Source organism: Sulfuricurvum sp., from assembly GCF_019163035.1.
GTDB lineage: Bacteria > Campylobacterota > Campylobacteria > Campylobacterales > Sulfurimonadaceae > Sulfuricurvum.
This window is the reverse complement of sequence record NZ_JAFLKV010000081.1, coordinates 1-26,243: the sequence shown is the minus strand read 5'-3', so window position 1 is coordinate 26,243 and position 26,243 is coordinate 1. Positions and strand designations below refer to the sequence as shown.

Here is a 26,243-nt window from a genome sequence, read left to right as displayed (position 1 = left end):
GCGGGAATAGCTCAGTTGGCTAGAGCGTCAGCCTTCCAAGCTGAATGTCGCGAGTTCGAGTCTCGTTTCCCGCTCCACTTCTCTCTTTTAAAATTTACCCCATATTCTTTTTCAAAACATCCATCGGCATAACAAACATCGCTTTAAACAATGGAGAGATTCGTGTTGTTTTATCATCGATCACTTCGAGTGCACTGAAACTAAATCCCTCTCCATCGGCACTGTTGCTTGGACTTACGGTAAATGTGAGCGGTTTGAGAGTGCGGATCATGTTGAGGATATTTTTATGTCGTTTGTCTTCGGCAGGGAGTAAAATATTTCCGTCTTTGGTGCGGACTTTTGCCGATTCGATCAACAATCTCCAGTTATCGGCATGAAGCGTTTTGTTCCATGTCATCGTTCCGTTCGTGTAGTTGATCTGTTTTTTCTCACCGACAATAATTCCCTCGCGGGTGGAACGGATGGTTTCAGCGAGTGTGAGAAAAAAGTTTTTGCCTCCGATAGCGTCTGCACATTCACGTAGTAATTCACTCAATGGTTGTTCGTTTGTCATAAAATATCCTTTTCGTTATCCTCATGATACCCAAATAACACTCCAAATGCTCGGTTTTAACCCTAAATATGCTATTTTTCGGTTATGAAAAATATTGAAACTGCCCCATTTTGGGAAACGAAAACGCTCGAAGAACTAACCCCGTCGGAGTGGGAAGCCTTGTGCGATGGGTGTGGGCTTTGTTGTCTGCACCGCATCCAAGACGAAGATGATGATGCGATCTATTTGACCCGTGTCGCCTGCCATTGCTATGATATCGAAGGACGTGTATGCAGTGATTACGCCAACCGTCATGAGAGGGTAGAGGGGTGCATGAAGCTGACGTTAGAGCGGGTAGGGGAGTTTGATTGGCTTCCTGAAACGTGTGCGTATCGTCTGCGTCATCACGGCAAACCGATCCCCTCATGGCATCCGCTTATAACCAACAATCCTGTTTCGGTTCACCCTTATGGGATGCATGCTCTTGATCCGGTTCTGGAAAATGATGAGCTTGATTTAGAAGATTATATTGTCGATGAGGTTTGAGTTTCAAGATTAGTCTCTTTTTTATCCACTACCAATAGCAGCACCGGCAGAATAAATAGATCGCTTAGCAACGAAATAAACATGAGTACGGCTCCATATGCGCCGATAAGTTGTAGTGATGGGAGTTGTGTGAATGTTAATAAAAGAAAAACAATCATGAGAACTGTAGCGCTGATGATTGCGGGAACAGAGGCATAAAAGAACATTATTTCGAGTGCATGTTTTCGTGTACGTCCAAAATATCGGCTTCTAAAATATTTGTAACCGAAGTGAATGATCGTATCGGACGTTAGCCCTACCGAGATCGTCATGGCGATTAATGCTTCGATGGTTAATTCAAATTTAAACAGTATCATGAAAAGTACAAACCAAATAATGGGGATTGCATTGGAGGCAAAACCAACCCAACCGATCGCAACAGAACGAAAAATCATTCCCATAACCAGAGCAATTATGAGCAATGCTGAAAATAATGAAGAGATTAAAAGAACCATTTTTTCCATTTTAGAGCTTTGAGAGAGACTGTCGATATCGGTCAAATAGATAGGTAATGCTTTGTATGACTCTAAAAAGTGAATGACAGCAGATTGATCTGCATTTTTTAATGAGATCGTAATGTTGAGGGAGTCTTCATCTATATAGGATTTTTGAAGATCATACAATTCAAGAAAAAAGAGTGCTTGTAAAAGGCGTTGCTCATCCATAGGATTTTGAGGAATATTGGCCAAATCAAGCCGTTTTAGAATTGTAACAACCGAATCTACTTTGACAACACCTTTATTATAATGGCGTAGATCGTATTCAAAAGTCTCTATTTTTTGAAGCATTCCCAAATCGATCTCTTTAAACGGCACTTTAAGGGTTATTGTCTGACACGCTACATCTCGTTCAAAAACAGTAGGGGAGGTATAGAGCCGAAAGCCGATAAAGAGAAAGACCAAAAGGGTTAAAAGCATGAATTTTTGGAGTAGTTTCGGGTTGTAGTGAACCTCTTGATTGGCGAACCAATAGCAAATACGTGCGAGAGCGATTCGTGGATGTAAAACGGTAAAAAAACTGAGCAAAGCAGGCAAAAATACAATACTCACGATATACGCAACGATCGATGAAATCATTAAGCTCAGACTCATCATTGTGACAATAGATGAATCGGCAAAGAGGAGCGAACCGAGGCTAATAAACAATACCGGCAATGTCCAAACGGCAGGATGGAGATTACGATTGATACTTTTTTCAAGTGCACGGTTGGGATCATTTTTAAACTGGGAGACGTGCCAGCGATAATAAAAATAGAGATAGTGTCCGATGGCGATACTGATCACCATTAGGCTCATGGCAATATGGATCTGTCTGTTTCCGGTTAAGAGATAAATCAGCGAAAAAGTCCAGATTAAGGTTATTACAATGACACTGATGGCCCCTAACGCAGCGATGGCGTTTTTAAAGATGATGTAAGACATTGCAAACACGACTAAGACAATAATGGCGATATACCAAAGATAATGTGCCGTTTTGGCTTCGATATCAGGGTTGGAATACTCATATTCAAAAGGGATAGTGAGTTGATCGACTTGGATAGGATTTTTGGAATGGATAATAAAATGAAATCGGTGAAAATCATCACTGACAAAACGGCGGTAAGGATCAGGGAGTGTTTTGACAAAAGCCTTGATTTTCATTGCACCCATATTTGTTATCGGTAACGCTTTAACTAAAGCAGACTCTTCAGTACTTTGATCATTGAAAATCATATAGGCTGAAAAAAGAGATTCTACCTGCTCAACCCCTTCCATATGTTCAAATTCCGTTTGAAGTGCTTGCAAGCTATTTTTACGAGCATCGTCAAAAAGGGGAATAGTGATTGTTAAATGCCCTACATAGGCAGTTGAATACGATTGTTGCTGAGTTTTTTGGAGCTGTTTGGATTCACTGAGCCATAGCATCGTATCTGATGAGACCAGCTCAGGTTTCAGTAGAGTCAATGCGACGGTTGAAAAGAGAACAAAGAGAGTTATGATGATAATTCGAAATCGTCGTATAAGAGTGATGTATCGTGTTGTATCAGGGGTATGGTAGTACATAGTTAGTCCAGCTTTTTCGTAATTATGAGATAGGGGCGTTTTGATACACCAATCTCGTCCGCAATGTGTGCAATAGTATCGATTTTTGCTTCAATTTTCGGATCGATTTGATGATTGAGCGGTATCTCTTTGCCTCCAACCATCACTTCCAACATTCGCTGTAACGGGGCGGATGAGCTATAAATGGTTGCAATAAGATCATGAGAATTAAATCGCTTTAATTCATAAAAAAAGATATAGTACGTATAGATACCACGCATGGAGATATTATCATTCAGCATAGAGATAAAATCACGTGAGTGAGGGCATTTCGGATCGATAAAAACATATACTTTTCGATCCCCTTCGCCATAAATGATTGCTTGTTTCTCAATGGATTCGAGGGAGAGCGTTTTTAGGCTATTGATATTTTCTGCATAGGCTTGAGGGGTGAATAGATAGAGGAACATAGTAAATAGTATCAGTGCAAAATAAATTTGTTTCATGATAATATTTTATAATATTTATATTACTGTTTTGCTACAAATGTGATTAAAATGTGATCAGTATATATTTTAATTTAAAGATTTTTAATTGCGTTTCATCTATGGGTGTTAAATTTTATCAATAATACTTCAAAATGCGGATGAATTTTTCGATATTCGTTGGCAATTCAGTGATTCTTGACCTAAAATATCTCTAATTTTAAAAATAGTTGACGATTTTTTTTATCTTTTTATCAATAATGCTACGTTAATGCTACGTTTGTACTATATAATCATTAGTTATAGCAAGATAAAAGGTAGTTCAGAATGAATAACATTACGATTAAGACAAAATTACTACTAGTATCTCTTTTTGTCTCATTGGTGCTTATTACGGTTGCGGTTGAATCGTTGATTTCTGCAAAAAATGGGTTGATGAATGCAAAAAAGACGATGCTCACCACGCAGATTGACACGGTTAGTTCACTTATGGCGTATTATGAGGGTGAGGCAAGTGCTGGTCGAATGAGCCTTGAGAGTGCTCAAGAAGCGGCAAAAGAACACATTAAAGCCCTCCGATATGGGGGTAAAGAGTATTTTTTCATTTTGAACGATAAGGTTCAGGGGGTAATGCATCCGATCAAACCTGCATTGGATAATACCGACCTATCCAATATCAAAGATCCAGAGGGGAAATACCTTTTTGTCGAGTTTGCAAAAGTAGCCAAAGAGGATAAAGAGGGATTTGTTTCGTATATGTGGCCGAAACCCGACACGGAGCTGCCATTACCGAAATTGACGTTTGTTAGAGCGTTTCCTGCATGGGGATGGATCGTTGGCAGTGGTGTCTACGTCGATGATGTTGATAGCGAATTTTTGGATTTGGTCGTGGTAAAAGGGGTAGTGATCGCTTTGTTGATCTTACTCGTATCTGGACTTTTGATTCTCATCGAGCGGTCTATCGGACATAAACTTGAAACGATGCAGAAGATGGCGGAAGAGCTTGCCAGTGGTAACGGTGACTTAACAAAACGGCTTGGGATTACAGGAACGGATGAACCGGCGCAGACGGCTAATTCGATCAATGCCTTTATTGATGTGATTCAGTCGCTGGTTAAAAGTGCCAAACGCTCATCTGAAGAAAATGCTTCGGTAGCGACGGAACTCTCTAAGACCTCTTTGGTTATTGGACGCCGCATGGAAGACGAATCAACCCAAATGGATGCAATTTATCGCAGTACAGAACAGATTATTGCTTTGTTGAGTATCTCAAAAAGTGAGAATGAGGCAACTTGCAAAGAGGTTGTTGCCGCAAGCGAAACCCTTAAACTATCACAAGATGAGTTACTAGTTATGATAGATATGATTCGTCATAGTGTCGAAGTGGAAGCTGATTTTGCAGTTAAAATTCATGAGTTGACGAACAATGCACGTCAGATTCGTGAAGTACTCTCCGTCATTGGTGAGATTGCTGATCAAACGAATCTGCTTGCACTAAATGCAGCTATTGAAGCGGCACGTGCAGGGGAACACGGACGAGGGTTTGCCGTTGTTGCGGATGAAGTTCGAAAGCTTGCTGAGCGGACACAAGGGAGTTTAACACAGACGAATGCAACCATCTCTATAATTGTCTCCGCAATTGATGAGGCATCTGCACAAATGGAAATAAATGCTAAAAGTATCGAACAACTGGGTGAAAAATCACAGCTGGTAGGGACAAAAATTGAGCATACGGCCGGTGTTGTGAAACAAACGAGTGAAGCGATCAAAAAATTGGTCCGAGATGCTGATAGCAATACCAAAGAGGTTGAAGAGATTTCCAAACGAATAGCGACGATGAACAATCTTGCTCGTGACAATGCACGAGGCGTTGAAGAGATTTCAACGACGGCAGAGCATCTCTATAAAGTAGCGGATACGCTTAAGGATAATCTCGGACGTTTTCACGCTTGATTTTATCGGGATTCGTAATTTTATAGATAAAACTAAATACTTCAACCACGGCAACGTAGAGTTTTTCGGGGATCTCTTTATCGAGCTCAACTTTAGAGAGTAGTTCCACTAAATCCTCATCTTTTTGGATGGGGAGGTTATGGAGTTCGGCGATTTTAATGATATTCTCTGCACTCGCGCCTTTCCCAGTCGCAACGACGCGCGGAGCATCTTCTTTCTCTTTATCGTAGCGCAGTGCAACCGCTTTTTTCATACCTTTACCTCAAACCCCATATCTGAGCCCTCATACGTGTTGTACGTTTCATTGAGCGGTGTTTTGATCTCATGAGCCTCGAAAACACGGATAGATCGCGGTGTAAGACCCGATTTAATGAGCAAGGAACGGAGCTCGGCGATATTTTCATGAATGAGAGTTTTGAGTTGTGGTTTTTCAGTATGCGCTTGGATTTCGATCTGATTGTCATCATAAAGACCCATCATGAGATCGAGCTCTCCGTACTCTTTGAGCAGAAGATTGATTTCGCAGTAGAATTTTTGTTTGTTTGTTTGTTTAAACGTCAACGACCCCTCTTGGAGTTGATCCCACGCAAACGGTAAATAGATCGAATTGGATGCGCTCAGGTGGGAGAGCATCTGATGGTAATCGATTTGGGTGAGAAGTTTATCGGTCTGCTCTAACAGTTTGGGAGCACTCGGATCATTGGATTGGTATAGCTCTTCGCGCAAGGTGAGGAGATTGGATTTCAGATCATCGGACATTGACTCTTTGAGAAAGATTTCGGTGACGAGCTCTTTGGGGTTAGCAAATTCACTCAGATTGGCTTTGATCGTCGTGAGATCTTTGGTCGTGTCCCCCTCACTGATCGCATTGTCGAGTTGACGGGTAAAAGTTTTAACCTCTTCGGTGGATGAACTGTTTAGGTTTTTGAGCAGTTTTTCGATGGAGTCGAGGAGGGTATTGGTATCGGGTGCAGTGCTGGAGAGGAGTGTTCCATAGATCTGAGAAAGGGTGGTTTTGATCTCTGCGGTTGCGGATTGCTGATCGAGTTTGAGGGCGAGGGCGGCAACCTCTTTGGAATAGAGAGGATCGGTTTTGGAAATAAGTGTTTGGAGTGTTTCAGCGATTTTTTTTACCCCTTCGGTGAGTTGGAGAGCACTTTGCAGATTCGTGCTTGCTGCGGGGAGCATAGGACTTGATAGGAGAGTAGAAATAGTATTCTGGAGTGCTTTGGCATCGTTGGTCGGTATTTTAGCCAGAAGCGATTTGAGTGTTTCGAGATTCTGGGCTAGATTGGGGATTTTGTTCAAAGCGGCGGCAAATTTGGATTCCATAAACACACCGCTCGATGAAATTTGGCTTTTGAGATTTTGGGGATTGAGGGTGGTGATATTTTTGAGAAAATTCTCCAAAATCGCCGTTTTCGGAGCCATGTCGGGTGAGGATTTCATCTCTTTGAGGAGCGATTGCAATGAGTCGCTGAAACTTCCCATATTTTTAAAAGCCGAAGAGTTTTTGAGCAGATCGAGAAGCGTTTGATCCGATTTGGAAGCGGTGGTTTTATCCTGAAAGACCGACGTGAGAAGCGATTTTATATCTTTCCCCTCTTTGAGGGTTTCAAGTTGTTCGGGGGTCGCATTTTTGATCGCCTCACCAAGTGCTCGGTTGGTATTAGGGAGGATTATAGTGAGCCGTGCTTCAGGGGATAAATGTATCATGAAGAAAATAATAACACAGATTGCGTTTTTATTGAATTTTAGAGATTAAAGAAGAGCTGCTTTTGGCAATATAATCGACTATAAAGTTGACATAACGGTTGACATAACGGTTGAGCGTGATATAATTAATTTGACAAGATGCATAAGGAAATATAATGCGTTATTTTATAATTATATTTATTGGATATTTCTTTTTTACCCCTTTGTTGGCAAAAGAGTTGATTTTCGGTGTTGTCCCTCAACAATCTCCAATGGAGCTAATTAAAGATTGGCAACCGGTAATAACCTATCTTGAGCAAACTACCGGTGAAAAAGTGGTTCTTAAGATCGAACGCTCTATTCCTGAATTTGAAAAAATCCTTTACAGCGGTGGATACGATATCGCTTATATGAATCCCTACCATTATGTTGTAGCCCATAAACGTAAGGGATATATCGCTGCGGTTCGCGATGAAAAAAATATTGTTGGAATTTTGGTTACGAATAAAAATAGCGGACTGAGCGATGCTTCGATGTTCAAAGGTAAAACATTCCTTTTCCCCGCTCCTGATGCTTTTGCTGCAACGTTGCTAACCAAATATGAGTTACTGAAAAAGTACGGCATCGATGTTAATAAAGAGAAAAATTATCGATATGTCAATTCTCATGACTCGGTTTATAAAGGGGTTGCCAGAGGGATCGGTGATGTTGGAGGAGGGATTGAGCGAACGTTCAAAAATCTGGATGATAAAGAGACCAAAGAGGCACTTAATATAGTATATAAAACCAAAAGTTATCCGAGCCACCCGTTTGCATTCAAAGCAACGCTATCACCAGCGTTGAAAGTCAAAATGACGAATGCTCTTTTGGCAATACCTGAACCGTTACTCTCCTCGTTGACTATGAAGCATCTCATCGCAACGGATGATGGTGAGTTTGATACAGTACGTGATATTGTAGTGGCGCTTCCTTCAACGAACGAGTAATTGATGCAATTATCGTTTCGCTATCGATTTATCCTCTCTTTTTTAACCATCGAGATACTTTTTATCTCTTTGATTGTATTTTTTAATTTTACCTCTCTCTCCAAACTTTCACACGCGTTGATAGAAGAAAAAATAGAAACCGGAACAACATTATTTAGAGAGATGGTTAAAACACCGTTAATCATCTATGATTTAGCAACCCTAGATGATCAATCTAAAAATTTTGTTGAATTGAAAAACATGGCAGCCGTAAAAGTATTTGATAAAGGGGGACATCTTCTGAGTCAAGCGAGTGTAGATTCACGTCTCAATATTGACAGTTTCACTACCTTGTCACATGATATAGCGTATGGAGAAAGAACCTTTAGGTTAGAAAATGTCCCGATTTTGGTGAAAGGTGAATCACTCGGGCATGCGAAAATTTTGTTTGAAATTACCGAAAGTTTAAACATTATCGATCAAAACAGACGATTGACCTTTATTCTTATTTTAATTGAGATTGCAATCAGCTCCTTTTTCGCCTATTTTATTGGGCAGAGATTGACCAATAAATTAAATCAGTTGACCCTTTATGCCAAACGTATTGCCAATGATGGTGAGATTCAAGAGAGTGATAATAGCAAAGGGGATGAAATCTTGATCCTTTCAAATACATTGCACCTGATGCAGGGGCGTATTGAGGAACGGAATACAAAACTAAATAGTTTGGTTGAGACATTACAAGAGGATATTCATAAGCGCAATGAACTCGAAAATAAATTGATTTATGAGAAGAGTATTAATAAAACATTGGTAGAGAGTGCCAATGCGATTATTGCTATCATTGATAGAACAGGGATAATGGTTAATATCAACCCCTACGGTGAACATTTTACCGGATATACACAGCAAGAGATTGCCTCTGAACCTTATTTCTGGGCTCGTTTTTTACATGTAGAGATGAGGGATAAAGTTGTAGGGATTATAGAAAATGCGAGAGAAGGAAATATCACCCAAAGCTTTCAAAACGGTTGGATATCTAAAGAGGGTGAAGAGCGAATATTCGAATGGTCGAATGCTTTGGTCGTCGATGAACATGGAGAGATGCAGTATGTCACCACGATCGGGATTGATATTAGTGAACAAAAAGAGCGTGAAATAGAGCTTGAAAGAGCGAAAGAGGCGGCGGTACAGGCAGCCAAAGCCAAAGCAGACTTTTTGGCGAATATGTCCCATGAAATTCGTACACCTCTTAATGGTATTATCGGATTAACGGATTTGGTCTTAAAAACCGACTTAAAACCAAAACAGCGCGATTATCTCAATAAGTCAAATCTCTCATCACGAGCATTGCTGGATATTATTAATGATATTCTTGATTATTCTAAAATCGAAGCAGGAAAATTTGATTTAGAAAATAAACCGTTTGAACTTAATAGCATACTCAACAATATCATGAGTCTTTTTGAATTTCAAGCCGTCCAAAAAGGACTCACTCTTATACAAGAGATAGAGATTGAACAGAGTGTGATGATTGGCGATGGTTTACGATTAACACAGATTCTGACAAATTTGGTCGGAAATGCGATTAAATTTACGGAATCAGGGAAAATCACTATCCATGTCACTTCAACGGCTGAAAATGATGATTATATCTCTTTAAAATTTAGTGTTAAAGATACGGGCATTGGGATAGACCAAGAAGCGCAAAATAGAATTTTCGAAGAGTTTTCACAAGCAGATACCTCTATCACACGGCAGTTCGGAGGAACAGGATTAGGTCTTTCCATCGCTAAACATTTGGTTCAGATGATGGGTGGTGAGATACGAGTGCAAAGCGAAGAGGGGATTGGTAGTACATTTATATTTACGGCGGTATTCGGAAAAATGAAATCGGTTCAAACCGAACACGTCACAAAAAAAGTATCGGTTGTTCAAGAGAGTTTGGATGCACTGCAAGGTGCCCAAATTTTACTGGTGGAAGATAATCCGATTAACCAGATGGTTGCATTGGGGATGCTTGATGGGCTAGGGTTGAGTATCGATGTCGCCTCTAATGGTAAAGAGGCCGTTGAACATGCACAAGAGACTCGATATGATTTGATACTGATGGATTTGCAAATGCCGGTGATGGATGGATTTGAGGCGACAAAAGAGATTCGGGAGATTGAAGGTTATCGTGATATCCCTATACTCGCGCTAAGTGCTGCTGTGATGCAAAAAGACAAAGAACTTACATCTGCTGTTGGGATGAATGCCCATTTGAGTAAACCGATCGATTATGATGAGCTGATGGAAGCGTTGGTTCGTTGGATTCTTCCTTTGTCTCCACCTAAATGTGTTTTAAGAGAAAAGCATGATGATTTTTCTTCCCATATATCGGGGACGATTGAGGGAATTAATATGAATACGCTAATCGATCGTATCGGAGATGATAGCGAAAAAATGAAACGTTATCTCACCTATTTTTGTGACGAATATGAGGCAATTCAATTCGAAATAAATACGTTAGAAATAGGGTCTGAACCGTTCAATTATCTCATCCATACTATCAAAGGAACCTCTGGGAATCTTTCGATGGAGCGCGTCTATCCGCTTGCTGTCAAGATTGAAGCGTTAGAAGATAATGATGAAATTAAAGCACTGATCCCTGAATTATTGACTGCGATAAAAAATGTGATGGAAGCGATACGTAAATTTTATAATGAGCCTCTAGAACCTACCGTAACTGAGAACTATACAACAGAAGAGATACGTACATTTATCCATGGAATAATGGAAGATTTAAAACACTCCGCCATTATTCAACAAGAGAGGATTACAATACTTCAAAAGATGTTAGAGACTTACAACGATCAGTTATTATCAGGTAAAAAAGTGATAGAGCTATTGCAGAGCTATCAGTATGATGATGCACTGAAATTACTTCAACATATATCAGGTTCACTATGATTCAGTATGATAAAAAACAAAAGATTTTAATAGCGGATGATGAACCACTGAACATTGCAGTTGTTGCCGATATTTTGAGTTGTGAGTATGACCTCCTAGTCGCTACTAACGGAGAAAAAGTTATCCAGATTGTATGTTCGGATCAAAAACCTGATTTGATATTGCTCGATATTATGATGCCTGGCATGAATGGTTTTGATGTTGCTAAATGGGTAAAACAAAACAGTGATACCGCCCATATTCCTATTATTTTCCTAACGGCAAAACATGATAATGAGAGTGTTGTGAAGGGGTTTGAACTTGGAGCGGTCGATTTTGTTTCGAAACCGTTCAACAAAGAAGAGTTGCTGGCTCGACTCAAAAATACGTTGCAGATGTTCAGTCTTAGAAATGCGTTAAACCGCGCCCTCGACAAAAGTCAACAGTATGCAAAAACGATTGAAAGCCAAATGAAACTGATCGATAAAAATATAATTATCTCCTCCACCGATTTAGAGGGGAATATTATTGAGGTATCTGACGCTTTTTGTCAAATATCGGGACATAAAAAAGAGTACTTACTCGGCAAAAATCATAGAATTATGAGACATCCTGAAGTACGTCCACCATTTTTTGTAAAAATGTGGGAGACGATTGTACGAGGGGATACATGGCATGGAGAGATTCGCAACCGGAGTAAAAAAGGGGAGACCTACTGGCTTGATACGGTTATCTATCCTATTTCGAATGATATAGGAGAAAAAATCGGATACACCGCGATCAGTCACAATATTACCAATAAAAAACGGGTAGAAGAGCTCTCGATAACCGATATTTTGACACAACTGCACAATCGTATGTATTTGGAAAACAGTTTTATGAGAGAGATAAAACGTTCCAAGCGCTATAACCACCCTTTTGCAGTAATTATGCTCGATATTGACTATTTTAAAACAGTCAATGATACCTATGGTCATGATGTGGGGGATAATGTTTTAGTTATGATAGGCAAACTGTTATCAGAAAATATTCGTGAAACCGATATTTTAGGACGGTGGGGTGGCGAAGAGTTTTTAATCATCTGCCCTCATACTACGGATGAAGAAGCGTTTGTTTTGGCAGAAAAAATAAGAAAAACCATTGAAAGCTATCCCTTTGATATCGTAGGTCAAAAAACCTGCAGTTTCGGTATTTCGGTATTTGATCTCAAAGATGTGGGGTACAAAGAGGTAGTAAAGCGTTCCGATGAAGCGCTGTATAAAGCTAAAGAAAACGGACGGAATTGTGTTGTAGATTATAATGTCACTTTTTCGTCGCCGTGATAAAAATCAGATTATCGATAATATCGATAGTCTCTTCGGTATAAATGCTCTCGATTTCTTCTATCCCCGCTTCGATCTCTTCATCACTAAAGACTCCTAAATCGGACATAAATCGGTGACGTAGCATCGTATACCAATCCTCCTTCGCTAGGGTAAAGGTATGACTCCGTAGATGGGTGATAATCTCAAATCCTCCCTCCTTCAATTCAGTTTCGATTAGCTCTTGGGAAGGTTGATGGCGAGCAAATACCTCTTTAGCGGAAGCAAAAAAAGGGAATGCAATATTTTTGGGACGAGTAATGATGAGCATCTTTCCTCCTTGTGGGAGAATAGGATGAAGCAGTTTCCAAAATGCTCCACGCTCAGGGAGATGGTGGATTACCTCTTTAAATAACATTTTGGTAAACGGTGTATTGGAAGTAACAAAAGTATGAGCATCCGAACAAACCGGGGTGATATTTTCCAGTTTTGAGGCCTCTTCACACATGGCAGATGAGGGTTCGATACAGTACGCTTTTAAAAGAGAGGCTTCGTATCCCAGACGGCTCGTAAAACTTCCTGTTCCACCTCCGATATCGGCGAGGATATCCTCAGATCCAAGGGACAAATCTTCGAGAATATGAGTGGTTACAAACTCTTTGTACGCATCGGAAAAATACCAAATACGGTTAAAAACGTCAGCAATGGAATCGAAATGGTTTGATTGAGTCATAAAGATCACTTATAGCTATTTTGTGTCGATTTTATCATAATTTAACCCCTATTAACCCACACCTATGATACAATGCGATGAATAATTATCGCCTACGGTTGGCGTGACTACGAACTTGCCCTCAACTGCACTTTCACCCCTATTTTTCCCTCTTGCCTAAAACCGTCCTGAGTTGCGACTTTGGTTGGGCCGAACCACCTAAGGAACACCTTTATGACATTCACCGATTTAAACCTAAATGACTCGTTGCTTAAAGCAATCAATGACCAAGGCTACACAACTCCGACCCCCGTTCAAGCCCAAGCAATCCCTTATATCTTAGAGGGGCGTGATATGCTTGCAGGAGCACAAACCGGTACCGGTAAAACAGCTGGCTTTACTCTCCCGATGCTCCAAATACTTAGTGAGCAAAAAATGGCTAAAAATCATCGTAAAATTCGTGCCCTCATCCTCACTCCGACGCGTGAACTCGCCGCTCAAGTGGCGGATAGCGTCAAAATATACGGTAAATATCTCCCCCTAAAAAGTGCCGTAATTTTCGGTGGTGTCGGGATCAATCCTCAAATCACGATGCTACGAAACGGGATCGATATCCTCATCGCCACTCCGGGACGTTTACTCGATCACGTAGGGCAGGGGACGGTTGATTTGAGCGCGGTAGAAGTTTTCGTTCTAGATGAAGCAGACCGTATGTTGGATATGGGATTTATTCGTGATATTCGCCGTGTGATCACTATCTTGCCGAAAGTACGCCAAAACCTTATGTTCTCAGCAACCTATTCGGATGAGATTAAAACATTGGCCAACACGTTGCTACGCAATCCTGCTGAAGTTGAAGTGGCACGCCGTAACACCTCTAGCGAGCTCGTAAGTCAAAGCGTTATTTTAGTTGACTGCAAGCGTAAAAGTGCCCTTTTGGGAGAACTGATCGTCAAAAACAAATGGGAACAAGTGCTCGTCTTTACCCGTACCAAACACGGCGCGAACAAACTCACCGAATATCTCCAAAAGATCGGTGTCACTGCGGCAGCCATTCACGGTAACAAAAGCCAAGCCGCTCGCACTAAAGCGTTAAACGATTTTAAACTCAGTTCCGTTAGAGTTCTAGTAGCAACCGATATTGCAGCGCGTGGTATTGATATCGACGCATTGCCACACGTTGTCAATTTCGAGCTTCCAAATATTGCTGAAGATTACGTTCACCGTATCGGCCGTACCGGACGTGCAGGATGTGAGGGAGAAGCTCTCTCTCTAGTATGTGTGGATGAATTCGATTATTTACGCGGGATTGAAAAACTGATCAACAAAAAACTCGATAGCCGTATTATCGAGGGGTATGAGCCTGATCCCTCTATTAAAGCTGAACCTATTCAACGGGGTCGAGGTGGTGCAGGTGGCGGTGGAAACCGTGGCAGTAACGGTGGAGGAAACGGTGGCGGCAGTCGTGGTAGTAAGCCGACGCAAAAACGTGACGGTGGACGGCATGAACCCTCACGTCGCGACAAAGATCGACGTTATTAAGAAATTTTGCTAAATTAAGGAAAATATATCTTTTCGGGTGTAGAATAAGATATTAAATGTAGAGAGCTGAATGCTGTATGATTGTAAAGTTTTTCATTTTTTTGGTCACTTTGGCTTCATTAGCAAGTGGAGCAGCTCTCGAAAAAGTTTCCGTTCAACTGGATTGGAAATATCAGTTTGAGTATGCGGGATATATTGCTGCAAAAGAAAAAGGGTATTACCGTGATACGGGGCTTGATGTCGAACTTCGTGAATATCATGAAGGTTCCGATGTTGTCTCAGATGTATTGAGTGGCAAAACAAATTACGGTATTTATAATAGCAGCATAGTTGTTGATAATGGAAAAATCAAACCCATAGTTGTAATGGCTACCTATTTACAACATTCACCTCTAGTTCTCATCGCTCGAAAAGGGATCGATAATCCGGCTGATTTGATCGGTAAAACGATTATGGGGACAAAAAATGAACTCAAACATAGCTCTCTCTCCCTATTACTCTCGCACTTTGATATTACCTCCCAAAATACCCATTTTCTAGATCAGACTTTTAGTATAGATCCATTTATTGCCGGAAAAGTGAATGCGATGAGCGCGTATCGTTCTAATCAGCTTTATTTTCTCGACCAGATGCGCATTCCGTATGAAATTATTGATCCGATTGAATATGGCTTTGTAATGAATGCCGGCAATTTATTTACGTCTCAACAAGAGGCTATAAAACACTCTGAACGTACTCAGAAATTTATTGATGCCACCAATCGCGGGTGGAAATATGCAGCGGAACATCCGGGAGAGATGATTGATATTCTCATACGAAAATATCATGTGAAAAAGTCGCATGAGGCGCTTGCGTACGAAGCCAAAGTTATTACCAAACTGATGATGACCGATTTTTATGCTATCGGAGAGACAAATAAGGAGACAACTACTCGGCTGTATAAACAACTGCTTCGAGCAGGGGCAATTCGAGAGGATCAAAAACTTGGACAATTTTTATTTCAAGATCTAGTTGAAAGTACAAAAAAAAGTTTTCAATTAACCGAAGCAGAAAAAGAGTATTTATTACAAAAGAAAAAAATAACGATGTGTGTAGATCCTGAATGGTATCCGCTTGAAGCCATTCGAGATGGACACCATATCGGATTTGCTTCGGATATTATTAAAACGTTTGAAACTAAACTCTCAATTTCTATTGAGTTGGTTCCGACATCATCATGGAATGAATCGCTGCTCTATGCACAAAATCGTCAATGTGATATTTTATCTATGGTCGCTAAGACACCTGAACGTGAGAAATATATGGATTTTACTTCGACGTATTTGACAATACCTTATGTATTAGTAACGACGATGGAAAAACCTTTTATTGAAAATATTGATCAATTAAATGGAAAAAAAATTGGTGTGGTTAGGGGATATGAAATCCTCAATCGACTTAAAAAGCGATATCCAAATTTAACGATTGTCGAAGTCGATTCTATTAGTGATGGTCTTAAAAAAGTCGAAAATTCTCAGCTTTATGGCTATATTGACAATCTTGTTGTTTCTACCTCTTATATACAAAAAGAGTACACTGGTAGCCTAAAAGTTTCATCACGGCTTGAGGAAAAAGATGAACTGAGTATTGCAGTGCGGAATGATGAACCGTTGTTGTATAGTATTTTTCAAAAACTTATAAATCAATTAGATGAAGCAACTATGCAAAAGATTTATAATCGGTGGGCATCGACGATTGAGCAGGTAGCATGGTTTGATTATGGATTGGCATGGAAAATATTTGCAATGATATTTATCGGAATTTTAGCATTTACATGGCGCTATTTTCTCCTTAAACGTTACAATATGAAGCTTCTTGAACTCTCTATCACGGATAAACTGACAGGACTTTATAATCGACAAAAAACCGATGAAAAGTTAGTTGAAGAGCAGCAAAAAGTCGATCGCTATTCGATATATGAGTGTAGTATCATGATTGTTGACATTGACTATTTCAAGGTGGTGAATGACCACTATGGGCATCAAATCGGAGATAGTGTGTTACGAGTACTCGCTACTATTTTTCGAAATACTTTACGTCAAACGGATGTAATCGGGCGATGGGGTGGTGAAGAGTTTATTGTTATTCTTCCGCACACACCGATTAAAAAGGCCGATGCGGTTGCTGAAAATCTTAGAGAAGCAGTAGAAAATTATCCGTTTGAGTTAGAACAGGCAATAACAATCAGTATCGGTATAGGTACACTTATAAAAGGGCAGAGTGTTCACGAAACGATAGGTCATATTGATGGTGCTCTGTATGAAGCAAAAAAGTGTGGACGAAATCGAGTCTGTTGTGCAAACTAATTGATTGTTATATTTTTTGTAGATCGAAATAAGGTTGGGACTATAAATACGCTCACCGTAAATAGTGAGCGTTAAGAGAGCTGGATTATGTTCTAAAAACAGCGATTTGAGCGGTGAGTTGCTCTGTCATTTGGTGGAGATGCTCCGCTGCTGCCGCGATCTCTTCGACACTGCGTGCATTTGAGGTCGATAGTTCGTTAATGCTACCGATTTTTTGGATAATTGATTCGGTCGTTGCCGCATTATTTTGGGTTTCATTCGAGAGTTTTTCGATCGCTGTGACCGTATCGGCTAACGCTTCTACCGCTGTTTCAGTATGGTCATTGACTTCAGCAGAAGCTTGTACCAAGGTTTCGATACGTTGGGTATTGTGGTTCATTTGATCGGTGATATCGTTGATCGATTGGACGATGACATTAACTGTTGCATTGGTCTCTACGAGACTTTTTTGGGTACGCTCAGCGAGTTTTCGTACTTCATCGGCTACGACGGCGAATCCTCGTCCATGTTCACCCGCACGTGCCGCTTCGATAGCAGCATTAAGGGCGAGGAGATTGGTTTGATCGGCTATATCCGCGATAACAGTAAGAACCTGCTTCACTTGAGATGCTTCTTGAGAGAGGGAGTTGAGACGATCATTAATTTCCCCTTCCATTTGTACCGTAATAGAGAGCTGTTCGATGGTATTGTGGAGAGCTGATTGTGCCTCTTGGAGGTTTCCGCGTGCTCCAAGTGCTTTTTCACGTACACTTTGCGCTTCGAGGGCAGAGGCTTTCATTGCCTCTTTCATCTGATCCGATTCAACGGTGGTTTGAGTAACGATTTTAGCTTCCTCTTCTGCGGCTCTTCCGATAGCGAGAGTCGTAGCTGAGAGTTCAGCTGAAACAGAGAGATTTTCGCTTGATGCGGAGCGAATACCTTGGAACGCTTGACGGAGTGTGTTGACGAGTTCATTGACACTGCGACTCATTTGAGCCAATTCATCATTGCCTTCAATCTTTGTCGTACGAGTAAAATCACGATTTTGTGCGACGATAGTAATCGTCTCTTCGAGTCGTGCAATAGAGTTGGAAATATTTTGGATGATAAAGTAAAAAATTCCCATCATAATGATTATACTGAGCAACACGATAATTTCCATCGTTGTGGCATTGGAGTCGAGCGTATCAAGATTTTTAGCTACCATATTTTTAACGAGTTCACGTTGTTCTGCGATAACTTTTTTATGAGTTTCTGCCGACTCTTTGGTGATATTGGCTAGTTTTTTACCATCATCTGTATTAGCAAAGTCAGCAAGAAGCGTTTCTTGTTTATGATCTGAAAGTATTTCAAGTCGAGGCTTGTTCAGATCTTCCCATGCTTTTAAATCTGATTTGATCTGAGCTAAACGCTTTTTATTCTCTTCTGAGCGGGTCATACTTGAGAGCTTATCAAGCGCTTCATCTAGTTTATTGACTCGCTCTTGGTACTCATCTAATTTTTCTTGGGTAAAGAGGAGCTGATATCCTCGTAACTCCATCATGGCACCATTGGTATGTGCACGGATATCTCCGATCAAAACCATTCTCTCAGCCGTCTTTTTTGCGTCTTGGTTGTTAGAATACGATAAATATCCTAACGTGGCAAAGGTAACGAAGCTAAGCGCCATTAAGGCGATCAGTTTCCCTTTGATTGTGGCTAAATTGACCATTTACATCCTTATTGTTGCAATATAGTTGCAATTTTATCACAAATAACATTTAAAAATTATATAAGTAACATTTATAAATATCTCTTAATAATATTATGCAGTTTAGTAATACTTTCACTATCAAACCGTAATTTTTATTTAATGTTCAGGAGGTGGCTTCGGCTTAGACTCTATATATGATTTAGAGAGCTTTTGTAGTTCTGAATCCATGGTTTTCGGGGGTACTTTTGGAGGATGCAGGGGGAGAATGAATGCTAAAAGGATAAAGGCTAAACTAAAAATAATACCACCTAAAAGCGCTAATATAATTTTGAGTTTCTCGTCATTCATAATAACCTCCCCATTTCGGATAAGTATATTATAGCTTAAAACTTATGACAGCTTACCAGCTGAGATAAGGTGATTTACAATCTGCATATTTTTCATAACCCGATTGTAGTAAGTATAGTTTGCAGTTCCGCCATTGTAACCGCTGATGGCACAAAAGTGATCAACCCGTCTATTTTGAAGCAATACAACATAATGAGTAGCGACTTGAGCAGAGAGTTTAATATCGCCTAACAATCGTCCGGCTAATTGTACATCGCTGAGAGTATTAAGCCAGCGAAGTTTTTTAACATTTTGAGAGACATGTCGTGCGGTAGCGACTTGAATTTGCATAGGGCCAAGAGAAGCTTTAGTAAAAGATTTTTTATGTTTATAATCACCGATAGTATTTTGACCGGCATCGCTTTCCGTGATACAAATCGCACTAAGGGTATTTTCATACGTTTTACCGTTTTTATCAGGGATGGATTTCGCGATATCGCGTACGGTTTGTAATACATGGAGTTGTTTAGGGGTCATCGAATCAGCAAAAAGTGACAAAGCAAATAGTAATATTAGGGAAAGAATTCTCAAAAGTTACACCTCAAAAATGGAATGTGAAATTTTACGGTACTTCTGAGGATATAACAATGGTGTGCCCTTTCTAAATGAATAAGTTAAGAAAAAGTAATAGAAAAGGGGTGTATGCTACCCCATAGCGGGAAACAGTTGATTAAGATTGGGCTGTAATACTGTTTATAAATGCTATAATATATTACTATTGCGCTTGTTCATTTAAGTTTCAGAGTAAAAAGTTTTCTAAAAGTATCAAAAAAAAAGGTGAAAAAGTAGTCTATGAGTAAAAATGAAACATTTTTTGTCCGATTAATCATCTTCTTGATGGTTGTGATCCCTTTACATGCAGAAATTACGATTGGATTGCTTGTATCGATTGATAATAATGCGAAGCAAACTCTTCTGTACCAAAATGCTTTGGTTGTGTGTGAACCGTTCGGTATCGTAACATTGGAAAAAATGCTCTTGAGTGCTGCTTCGCCACAAGAGTGTCGATCAGCTATTGAGGCATTTTATACATCGCATCCTCATCAAAAACAATACGCGCGTGAGCATTTATTCCTTCAGCAATCGTATCATTATGAGACTATTGAGCAGGGGTGTGTATTAAATGCAAACGGACTTGAGAGCTACAGTGAGATGCTTCTTCGAGAAGGGCTGGCGTTGGTCGATCCGGCATTTAACAATAAAGAGTGGAATGCAAAACTAAAGAGAGCTGAATTTGGGGCTACAAAAGAGAAAATCGGATTGCACGAAACGTTAATTCGTAAGTGGTGTATTAAAGAAGAAAAATAGAGTTAATGCTTTTCCGTGTTGGTGGTGAGATAGATCCAGTACTCTTTATGACTTTTTCCCTGATCGAGAAAATAGAGCTGTAAGATAGCAACACGGTAGAGGGTTATGAGCATTTTGGCATAAGGAAAAGCCAATGAGAGGGCGAGCCACCAAGGTTGAACGCGCTCTCCCTTGGAGAGCATCATCTCTTCGATTCCGATGTTTTTACTCAAATAGAGTCCAAATGCGATTGAAAAGACGAAATTGAGTATCAATCCAAAAATCGCGTAGGCAAAAAAATCGGGTGAGTCGAAGTTGATCATGGTCGCTTACTCTTTGTAATTTTTGATAGCATCTTCGAGGATTTTGGTTGCGGATGCTTTGTCTTCAAACCCTTTTACTTTTACCCATTTATTAGGCTCTAACATTTTATAGGTTTCAAAGAAGTTTTTGATTTTCGCTAACGTGTGTTTCGGGATATCTCCGAGGTCTTGGATCTCTTCAAACGTAGGATCGATTTTAGAGGTTGGAACCGCAAGTAGTTTTTCATCGATTCCGCTTTCATCTTCCATAATAAGAACACCTACAAGTCGGCAGTTAGTAACACACCCCTCAACCATCGGATATTCAGTCAAGATCAAGATATCAGCAGGATCGCCGTCTTGAGAAAGGGTTTTATTGACAAAACCATAGTTAGCCGGATAATACATAGCTGAGTGCATAACACGATCAAGTACTAGCGCACCGCTCTCTTTTTCTACTTCGTATTTGATGTTTGAGCCGCAAGCAATCTCGATAATCGCTTTGACTTTATCGGGATTTTCTCCGTATGAGATTTTACTTAGATCCATAAGATACCTCTGTGTATAAAATAATGAGGCGGATTGTAACGAAAGAAACTAAAAGGTTCATTGAAACAAGCCACAGTAAATCTTTTTTAATGAACTTTATACTAAAATAGGGCATCGTGTAAAGATTACGCGTGCAAATTAAACAGGGGATAGTGAATGGCATTACTGAATAAAGTAATGAAATATTTGACAATGTTTCAATCCAAGAATGCCCCGGAATCTCAAAACTTTGCAGGTGATGCATCGCATGATCGTGCACAAGGTGCCAAAGTAGCAGCGATAGCAGCAGCATTGCACCACCATGATTTGGAAAACAATGATGTACGAGCAAAAGTAGCGGCGATTGCGGTTGCATTGCACCATCATGAAATTGAAAATTCTCAAAATGGTGGAATGTTAGGAATTGCGGCACTCGTAGCTGCAATTCACCACCGTAACAAACTAAAGAAGTAGGGATTACGTAAATGGCAAAAAAATACATCGATGTGATGGACACCACGTTCCGTGACGGCTTTCAGTCCGTATTCGGGGGTCGGGTGTTGATGGAAGATTTCTTTCCTGCGGTCGAAGCGGCTGCGGAGGCGGGAATCCGACATTTCGAATTTGGAGGCGGAGCACGTTTTCAAAGCCTTTTTTTCTATCTAAATGAAAATGCATTTGACATGATGGATCGTTTCCGTGCCATCGTGGGACCGGACGCAAATCTTCAAACCCTTGCACGTGGGGTAAATACTGTTATGCTCGATACGGGCAGCCGTGAAATGGTAGATTTGCATGCCAAAATGTTCAAAAAGCACGGAACAACAACAATCCGTAACTTTGATGCTCTCAATGATGTCGAAAACCTCAAATACTCGGGTGAGCGAATCGCATATCATGGGTTGAAACATGAAGTCGTTGTAACGATGATGGATCTTCCTCCGGGATGTGTGGGTGCACATGATGTTGCATTCTATGAAAAAACACTTCGTGAGATTTTGGATTCAGGTATTCCATACAGCTCTATCTGTTTTAAAGATGCAAGCGGTACATCAAGCCCTCAAAAAGTGTATGAAACCTTACAGATGGCTCGTAAATTAGTTCCTGAGGGGACACATTTGCGTCTTCATACACATGAAACGGCAGGAGTCAGTGTAGCGTGTTATCTTGCAGCACTTGATGCAGGAGTAGACGGTATCGATATGGCGGCAGCTCCGGTAAGCGGTGGTACGTCACAACCTGATATTTTGACGATGCTTCATGCGACGAAGGGGATGAATTACGATCTTGGTGGGCTTGACATTGAAAAAATCCTCAAATACGAAGATGTATTAGGTGATTGCCTTAAAGATTACTTCATGCCACCGGAAGCAACACAAGTTTCGCCTCTCATTCCGTTCTCCCCGATGCCGGGAGGCGCACTGACTGCTAATACTCAAATGATGCGTGATAACAATATGTTGGATCGTTATCCTGAGGTTATCCGCGCGATGCGTGAAGTGGTTGAAAAAGGGGGATACGGCACGTCTGTTACTCCGGTATCTCAGTTCTATTTCCAACAAGCGCTGAACAATGCCCTTATGGGACCATGGAAAAAAATCGCACCGGGTTATGGAAAAATGGTATTAGGCTACTTCGGTAAAACCCCTACTGCTCCTGATGCTGAAGTGATTCGTATTGCAGCGGAACAACTCAAGCTCGATCCGACAACGGACAATGCAATCGATATTGCCGATCGTGATGAGACAAAATCAATCGCTTACTGGACTAAAAAGTTGAGTGATGAGGGTATTGAAGCGACGGATGAAAATATTTTCATCGCCGCGTCATGCGATGTCAAAGGGATTGCATTCCTCAAAGGGGAAGCAACCGTAAATGTCCGAAAAAATAGCCCGAAAACGGCAGAATCAAAACAACCAAATCAATCAAATCAGGAGAATTTCACAATGGCAAATGGAACGTACACAGTAATCGTAGACGGACAACAATATAACGTACAAATCGTAGATGGCAATGCAAATGTTCAATCAGTATCAGTAGCAGCACCGGTTGCTCCGGTAGCAGTAGCCCAAGTGGCAGCACCCGTTGCAGCGGCACCAGTAGCCAATGCAAACGCAATTTGTGCAGAACTTCCTGGTTCAGTATTTAAACTCGTCGCTGCAGTCGGTGACAGTGTTAACGCTGGCGATAAAATTATGATTCTTGAAGCAATGAAAATGGAGATCGATGTTGTCGCTCCGCGTAACGGGAAAATAACATCAATCAGTGTCAATGTTAACGATAAAATCGAAGCAGGTCAAGTATTGGCAGTAGTCGAATAACTCTTTTTAACCTCTCCCTTACCTTGGGAGAAGCTTCGTTGATTCCTCATCCATTTTTTCTATAATCAAGGCTAGAATATTTTCACTTTTTGTTTTATCGATAAATCCGTTAGCTCCTAAAGAGGCGGCTTCACGTTTGTTATTATCACCGGTCATAGAACTGTTGACAATAATAGGGATCGATTTGGTCAAAGGATTGGCTTTAAGCGATTGAATAACAGTAAAGCCCGACATCTCAGGCATTTCAATATCAGTGATGATGGCAGGGATTGAAGCAGGATCTGGGTGTCTTGCAATAAATTCAACTAAATCTCGACCATTGTTAAAAATTTGAAACCCGACATGAGCATGCTCAAAAATTTGACGAAGATGGCGTTGCGCTGTCTTAGAATCTTCAGCAATCAATACAACACCGTGTTTAAGCTTATCAGGCATTGCGAGATTATGAAGTGCTTTAGTTGCATTATCAACATTAACCATCGCCTGAGGAATAACATCGGCTAAAAGTTTTTCATAATCAAGTACTAAACATAAACTTCCATCATCAAGTCGAGTATCGTTGATTACCAGCCCATCATCTCCCAAACGGTAGCTGTCCGGTGAGTGCATCTCATTCCAGTTCTTTTTGATAACGCGGTAGGCAAACATAATACGGATGCCGATCACAATGCCGTTAAAATCACAGATGAGAAGGTTGGATAGTTTACGTTTATCTTCTGCTAATTCAACCCCCAGCCATCTTGGCAGATTTAGGATAGGGATTTGGAGTTCACGCAAAACGATTGTTCCTTCTAATAAAGGATGCGCTCCGGGAATTTGGGTTAGATGGTGACGTTTCGACTCAACCACTTCACGTGTCTTGAAAACATTAATAGCATAGTACGGAGACTCTTCTGCCGCATCAATTTTAAAAACTAGTAATTGTACTTCATTGTTTTTAGCTAAGTTTGTGGCGGCATCGACGTGTTCTAAAAGAGACATAGTGACCTCGAAATATTTATATTCCTTAATGATATCCAATTCGTAGGTTTTTTTTACTAAAAACTAAAGGGTGTGAAGGGTAAAATGTGCTAATTATGCTAAATTACTCTTATTATATGAAAGAAAATTTATTAAAATGAATTTGACAACTGTGTGTCCTCTTGATTGTTATGATGCGTGTCGTGTAGTTATTGATGAAAACGGCAAGCTAAAGGGGGATAAAGCACACCCGATAACGAGAGGCTATTTATGTCCGAATCTCAACCATTTTAATCAAGAAATACGTTTGTTATCCCCAACGTTTCGAGGTGAAGAGATTTCGATCGAGCGTGCGGTTGAATTATTGATCGAAACATTAAAAAACTCAAAACCATCCCAGACTCTTTATTATCGTGGAAGCGGGAATGTGGGGTTGATGCAGCATTCGTGTGAGCATTTTTTCGCCGGGGTCAAGGCGGTCGGTACTTCAGGAAGTTTATGTGACGGTGCGGGAGAAGCGGGTGTGTTAGCGGGACGGGGAAGTAATGAAGTCCTCTCACCATTGATGCTAAACGAAAGTGAAGTGGTGATTGTATGGGGTCGAAATCCCCATACGACCCATTCTCATTTGCTCCCTTTTTTGGAGGGAAAAAAAATTATTGTGATCGATCCCGTGAAAACGGCGATGGCACACAAATCGGATATCCATATTCAGATCAAACCTCACGGGGATTTGCAACTGGCAATCTTGTTGAGCCGTTTTGCCATTATCGAAGGGTTACATGACGAAGAATTTTTAGAAGAGCACGCGAGTGGCTATAACGATTTTTACGAGTTAACTCAGAGTGTTCGGATTAAATCAACTTTGGATGCTATCGATGTTACTTTGGGAGAAATCGGATCAATTCTCGAAATGATAGAGGGGAAAAAGACGGCGATTTTAGTCGGTGTCGGGGTTCAAAAATGCCGTAACGGTGCCGATGTCCTCCGTGCTATTGACGGTTTCGGGGCGGTAATGGGACTGTTTGGGAAACGTGGGTGCGGAGTAAGTTATGTGGGAAATTCGCTGAGTAATCTTGAATTGCCATTTAAAACGGTAGAAAATCGTGTTAGTAAGCCGACTGTTGATTTTTCAAAGTATAATTGTGTTTTCATTCAGGGATCGAATCCTTTGGCTCAAATGCCTAGCAGTGATAGTGTGAGAAGATCATTTGAGAATGCAGAATTTAGTGTCTATTTCGGGCTATATGCAAATGAAACATCACGTTCGTCCGATTTGGTGATACCGGCGAAAACTTTTTTGGAAAAAAATGATTTTCGAAGTTCATACGGCGATTACACGTTGCATGAGATGCCGCAACTGATAGAGAGTTGTATCGGGATTAGCGAATATGAGTTGACACGTCTATTATGTGATGCCTTTGGCATTGTAGTCGAAACCGAAGCATCTTATTTGGAATTTTTTCGCAATCAAATCGAGTTTCACGATGGGGTAGGATATCGTCCAAATGCTCCTGAAATTCCCTATGAAGAGGGATTTGTTAACGGTGAATTTGAGTTCTTGGACGAGGTCGATTTGGAAATGGATACGGGTGAGGGATTTTATCTCATAACCTCCAAATACTCCAAAGGGCTTAATTCACAGTTTAAGAGAGCGGAAGGGGTCTATCTCAACCCTGAAGCGGGGTTTGATGAGGGGGAGTTTGTCCAGCTCTCATC

At 40.6% G+C, this 26,243-nt stretch carries 23 protein-coding genes and 1 tRNA gene; 12 read left to right on the top strand and 12 right to left on the bottom strand.

The window, feature by feature from the left end:
* Positions 1-77, top strand: a tRNA-Gly gene (locus tag JZU62_RS06360).
* Positions 78-94: 17 nt separating this feature from the next.
* Here the strand turns inward: JZU62_RS06360 and JZU62_RS06355 are convergent.
* Positions 95-553, bottom strand: a complete 459-nt coding sequence (locus JZU62_RS06355) for a hypothetical protein (RefSeq protein WP_295013026.1) — start codon at positions 551-553, stop codon at positions 95-97.
* An 84-nt stretch (positions 554-637) separates the two neighbouring features.
* Between JZU62_RS06355 and JZU62_RS06350 the strand changes: the two genes are divergently transcribed.
* On the top strand, positions 638-1,078 hold the full coding sequence (locus JZU62_RS06350; protein WP_295013024.1) for a YcgN family cysteine cluster protein: 441 nt from the start codon (positions 638-640) through the stop codon (positions 1,076-1,078).
* On the opposite strand, the gene JZU62_RS06345 is transcribed toward JZU62_RS06350, so the two are convergent.
* The gene (locus tag JZU62_RS06345) at positions 1,057-3,159 is read right to left on the bottom strand and encodes a hypothetical protein (RefSeq protein WP_295013022.1); all 2,103 of its coding nucleotides are present in this window, start codon (positions 3,157-3,159) and stop codon (positions 1,057-1,059) included. The genes JZU62_RS06350 and JZU62_RS06345 overlap by 22 nt on opposite strands.
* A gap of 2 nt (positions 3,160-3,161) precedes the next feature.
* A complete protein-coding gene (locus JZU62_RS06340; protein ID WP_295013020.1) occupies positions 3,162-3,644 on the bottom strand; it encodes a hypothetical protein in 483 nt (160 codons plus the stop codon).
* Positions 3,645-3,950: 306 nt separating this feature from the next.
* Between JZU62_RS06340 and JZU62_RS06335 the strand changes: the two genes are divergently transcribed.
* On the top strand, positions 3,951-5,576 hold the full coding sequence (locus JZU62_RS06335; RefSeq protein ID WP_295013018.1) for a methyl-accepting chemotaxis protein: 1,626 nt from the start codon (positions 3,951-3,953) through the stop codon (positions 5,574-5,576).
* Here JZU62_RS06335 and JZU62_RS06330 read toward each other — a convergent pair.
* The gene (locus tag JZU62_RS06330; protein ID WP_295013016.1) at positions 5,545-5,829 is read right to left on the bottom strand and encodes an EscU/YscU/HrcU family type III secretion system export apparatus switch protein; all 285 of its coding nucleotides are present in this window, start codon (positions 5,827-5,829) and stop codon (positions 5,545-5,547) included. The genes JZU62_RS06335 and JZU62_RS06330 overlap by 32 nt on opposite strands.
* Positions 5,826-7,292: a flagellar hook-length control protein FliK gene (locus JZU62_RS06325; RefSeq protein WP_295013013.1), complete on the bottom strand. Its 1,467-nt coding sequence runs from the start codon at positions 7,290-7,292 to the stop codon at positions 5,826-5,828. Before JZU62_RS06325 ends, JZU62_RS06330 begins: the two co-directional genes overlap by 4 nt.
* Before the next feature lie 155 nt (positions 7,293-7,447).
* Here JZU62_RS06325 and JZU62_RS06320 point away from each other — a divergent pair, with 155 nt between their 5' ends.
* Genes JZU62_RS06320 through JZU62_RS06310 form a run of 3 tightly spaced genes read left to right on the top strand, consistent with a single transcriptional unit; the run spans position 7,448 to position 12,489 of the window.
* The gene (locus tag JZU62_RS06320) at positions 7,448-8,257 is read left to right on the top strand and encodes a phosphate/phosphite/phosphonate ABC transporter substrate-binding protein (RefSeq protein ID WP_295013011.1); all 810 of its coding nucleotides are present in this window, start codon (positions 7,448-7,450) and stop codon (positions 8,255-8,257) included.
* A 3-nt stretch (positions 8,258-8,260) separates the two neighbouring features.
* The gene (locus JZU62_RS06315; protein ID WP_295013009.1) at positions 8,261-11,188 is read left to right on the top strand and encodes an ATP-binding protein; all 2,928 of its coding nucleotides are present in this window, start codon (positions 8,261-8,263) and stop codon (positions 11,186-11,188) included.
* Positions 11,185-12,489 carry a diguanylate cyclase gene (locus JZU62_RS06310; RefSeq protein ID WP_295013007.1) on the top strand — a complete coding sequence of 435 codons (1,305 nt, stop codon included), beginning with the start codon at positions 11,185-11,187 and terminating at the stop codon, positions 12,487-12,489. The genes JZU62_RS06315 and JZU62_RS06310 overlap by 4 nt, the downstream gene beginning before the upstream one ends.
* On the opposite strand, the gene JZU62_RS06305 is transcribed toward JZU62_RS06310, so the two are convergent.
* Complete coding sequence (locus JZU62_RS06305) at positions 12,470-13,201, bottom strand: class I SAM-dependent methyltransferase (protein ID WP_295013005.1); 732 nt, start codon at positions 13,199-13,201, stop codon at positions 12,470-12,472. The genes JZU62_RS06310 and JZU62_RS06305 overlap by 20 nt on opposite strands.
* Before the next feature lie 213 nt (positions 13,202-13,414).
* On the opposite strand from JZU62_RS06305, the gene JZU62_RS06300 reads away from it, so the two are divergent.
* Both JZU62_RS06300 and JZU62_RS06295 read left to right on the top strand, forming a co-directional pair.
* Positions 13,415-14,722 carry a DEAD/DEAH box helicase gene (locus JZU62_RS06300; RefSeq protein ID WP_295013003.1) on the top strand — a complete coding sequence of 436 codons (1,308 nt, stop codon included), beginning with the start codon at positions 13,415-13,417 and terminating at the stop codon, positions 14,720-14,722.
* 77 nt (positions 14,723-14,799) lie between these two features.
* Positions 14,800-17,067, top strand: coding sequence for a diguanylate cyclase (locus JZU62_RS06295; RefSeq protein ID WP_295013001.1), 2,268 nt, complete (start codon positions 14,800-14,802; stop codon positions 17,065-17,067).
* Between the two features lie 85 nt (positions 17,068-17,152).
* On the opposite strand, the gene JZU62_RS06290 is transcribed toward JZU62_RS06295, so the two are convergent.
* The 3 genes from JZU62_RS06290 to JZU62_RS06280 form a co-directional block, all read right to left on the bottom strand.
* Positions 17,153-18,757, bottom strand: coding sequence for a methyl-accepting chemotaxis protein (locus JZU62_RS06290; RefSeq protein WP_295012999.1), 1,605 nt, complete (start codon positions 18,755-18,757; stop codon positions 17,153-17,155).
* A 138-nt stretch (positions 18,758-18,895) separates the two neighbouring features.
* Positions 18,896-19,087: a hypothetical protein gene (locus JZU62_RS06285; RefSeq protein WP_295012998.1), complete on the bottom strand. Its 192-nt coding sequence runs from the start codon at positions 19,085-19,087 to the stop codon at positions 18,896-18,898.
* 42 nt (positions 19,088-19,129) lie between these two features.
* Positions 19,130-19,657, bottom strand: a complete 528-nt coding sequence (locus tag JZU62_RS06280; RefSeq protein WP_295012996.1) for a transglycosylase SLT domain-containing protein — start codon at positions 19,655-19,657, stop codon at positions 19,130-19,132.
* Positions 19,658-19,918: 261 nt separating this feature from the next.
* Between JZU62_RS06280 and JZU62_RS06275 the strand changes: the two genes are divergently transcribed.
* Entirely contained in the window at positions 19,919-20,434 is a 516-nt protein-coding gene (locus JZU62_RS06275; protein WP_295012994.1) for a hypothetical protein, read from the top strand.
* A gap of 2 nt (positions 20,435-20,436) precedes the next feature.
* Here JZU62_RS06275 and JZU62_RS06270 read toward each other — a convergent pair whose 3' ends face one another.
* Complete coding sequence (locus JZU62_RS06270) at positions 20,437-20,736, bottom strand: hypothetical protein (RefSeq protein WP_295012992.1); 300 nt, start codon at positions 20,734-20,736, stop codon at positions 20,437-20,439.
* Positions 20,737-20,742: 6 nt separating this feature from the next.
* Positions 20,743-21,264 (bottom strand): inorganic diphosphatase, encoded by a 522-nt coding sequence (gene ppa, locus JZU62_RS06265; RefSeq protein WP_295012990.1) that lies wholly within the window; start codon positions 21,262-21,264, stop codon positions 20,743-20,745.
* A 156-nt stretch (positions 21,265-21,420) separates the two neighbouring features.
* Between ppa and JZU62_RS06260 the strand changes: the two genes are divergently transcribed.
* Both JZU62_RS06260 and JZU62_RS06255 read left to right on the top strand, forming a co-directional pair.
* On the top strand, positions 21,421-21,717 hold the full coding sequence (locus tag JZU62_RS06260) for a hypothetical protein (RefSeq protein ID WP_295012988.1): 297 nt from the start codon (positions 21,421-21,423) through the stop codon (positions 21,715-21,717).
* A gap of 11 nt (positions 21,718-21,728) precedes the next feature.
* Complete coding sequence (locus tag JZU62_RS06255) at positions 21,729-23,564, top strand: biotin/lipoyl-containing protein (protein WP_295012986.1); 1,836 nt, start codon at positions 21,729-21,731, stop codon at positions 23,562-23,564.
* A gap of 18 nt (positions 23,565-23,582) precedes the next feature.
* On the opposite strand, the gene JZU62_RS06250 is transcribed toward JZU62_RS06255, so the two are convergent.
* The gene (locus tag JZU62_RS06250; RefSeq protein ID WP_295012984.1) at positions 23,583-24,545 is read right to left on the bottom strand and encodes a chemotaxis protein; all 963 of its coding nucleotides are present in this window, start codon (positions 24,543-24,545) and stop codon (positions 23,583-23,585) included.
* 136 nt (positions 24,546-24,681) lie between these two features.
* Here JZU62_RS06250 and JZU62_RS06245 point away from each other — a divergent pair.
* Positions 24,682-26,243: molybdopterin-dependent oxidoreductase (locus JZU62_RS06245; RefSeq protein ID WP_295012982.1), on the top strand; the 1,562-nt coding region annotated here is incomplete at its 3' end.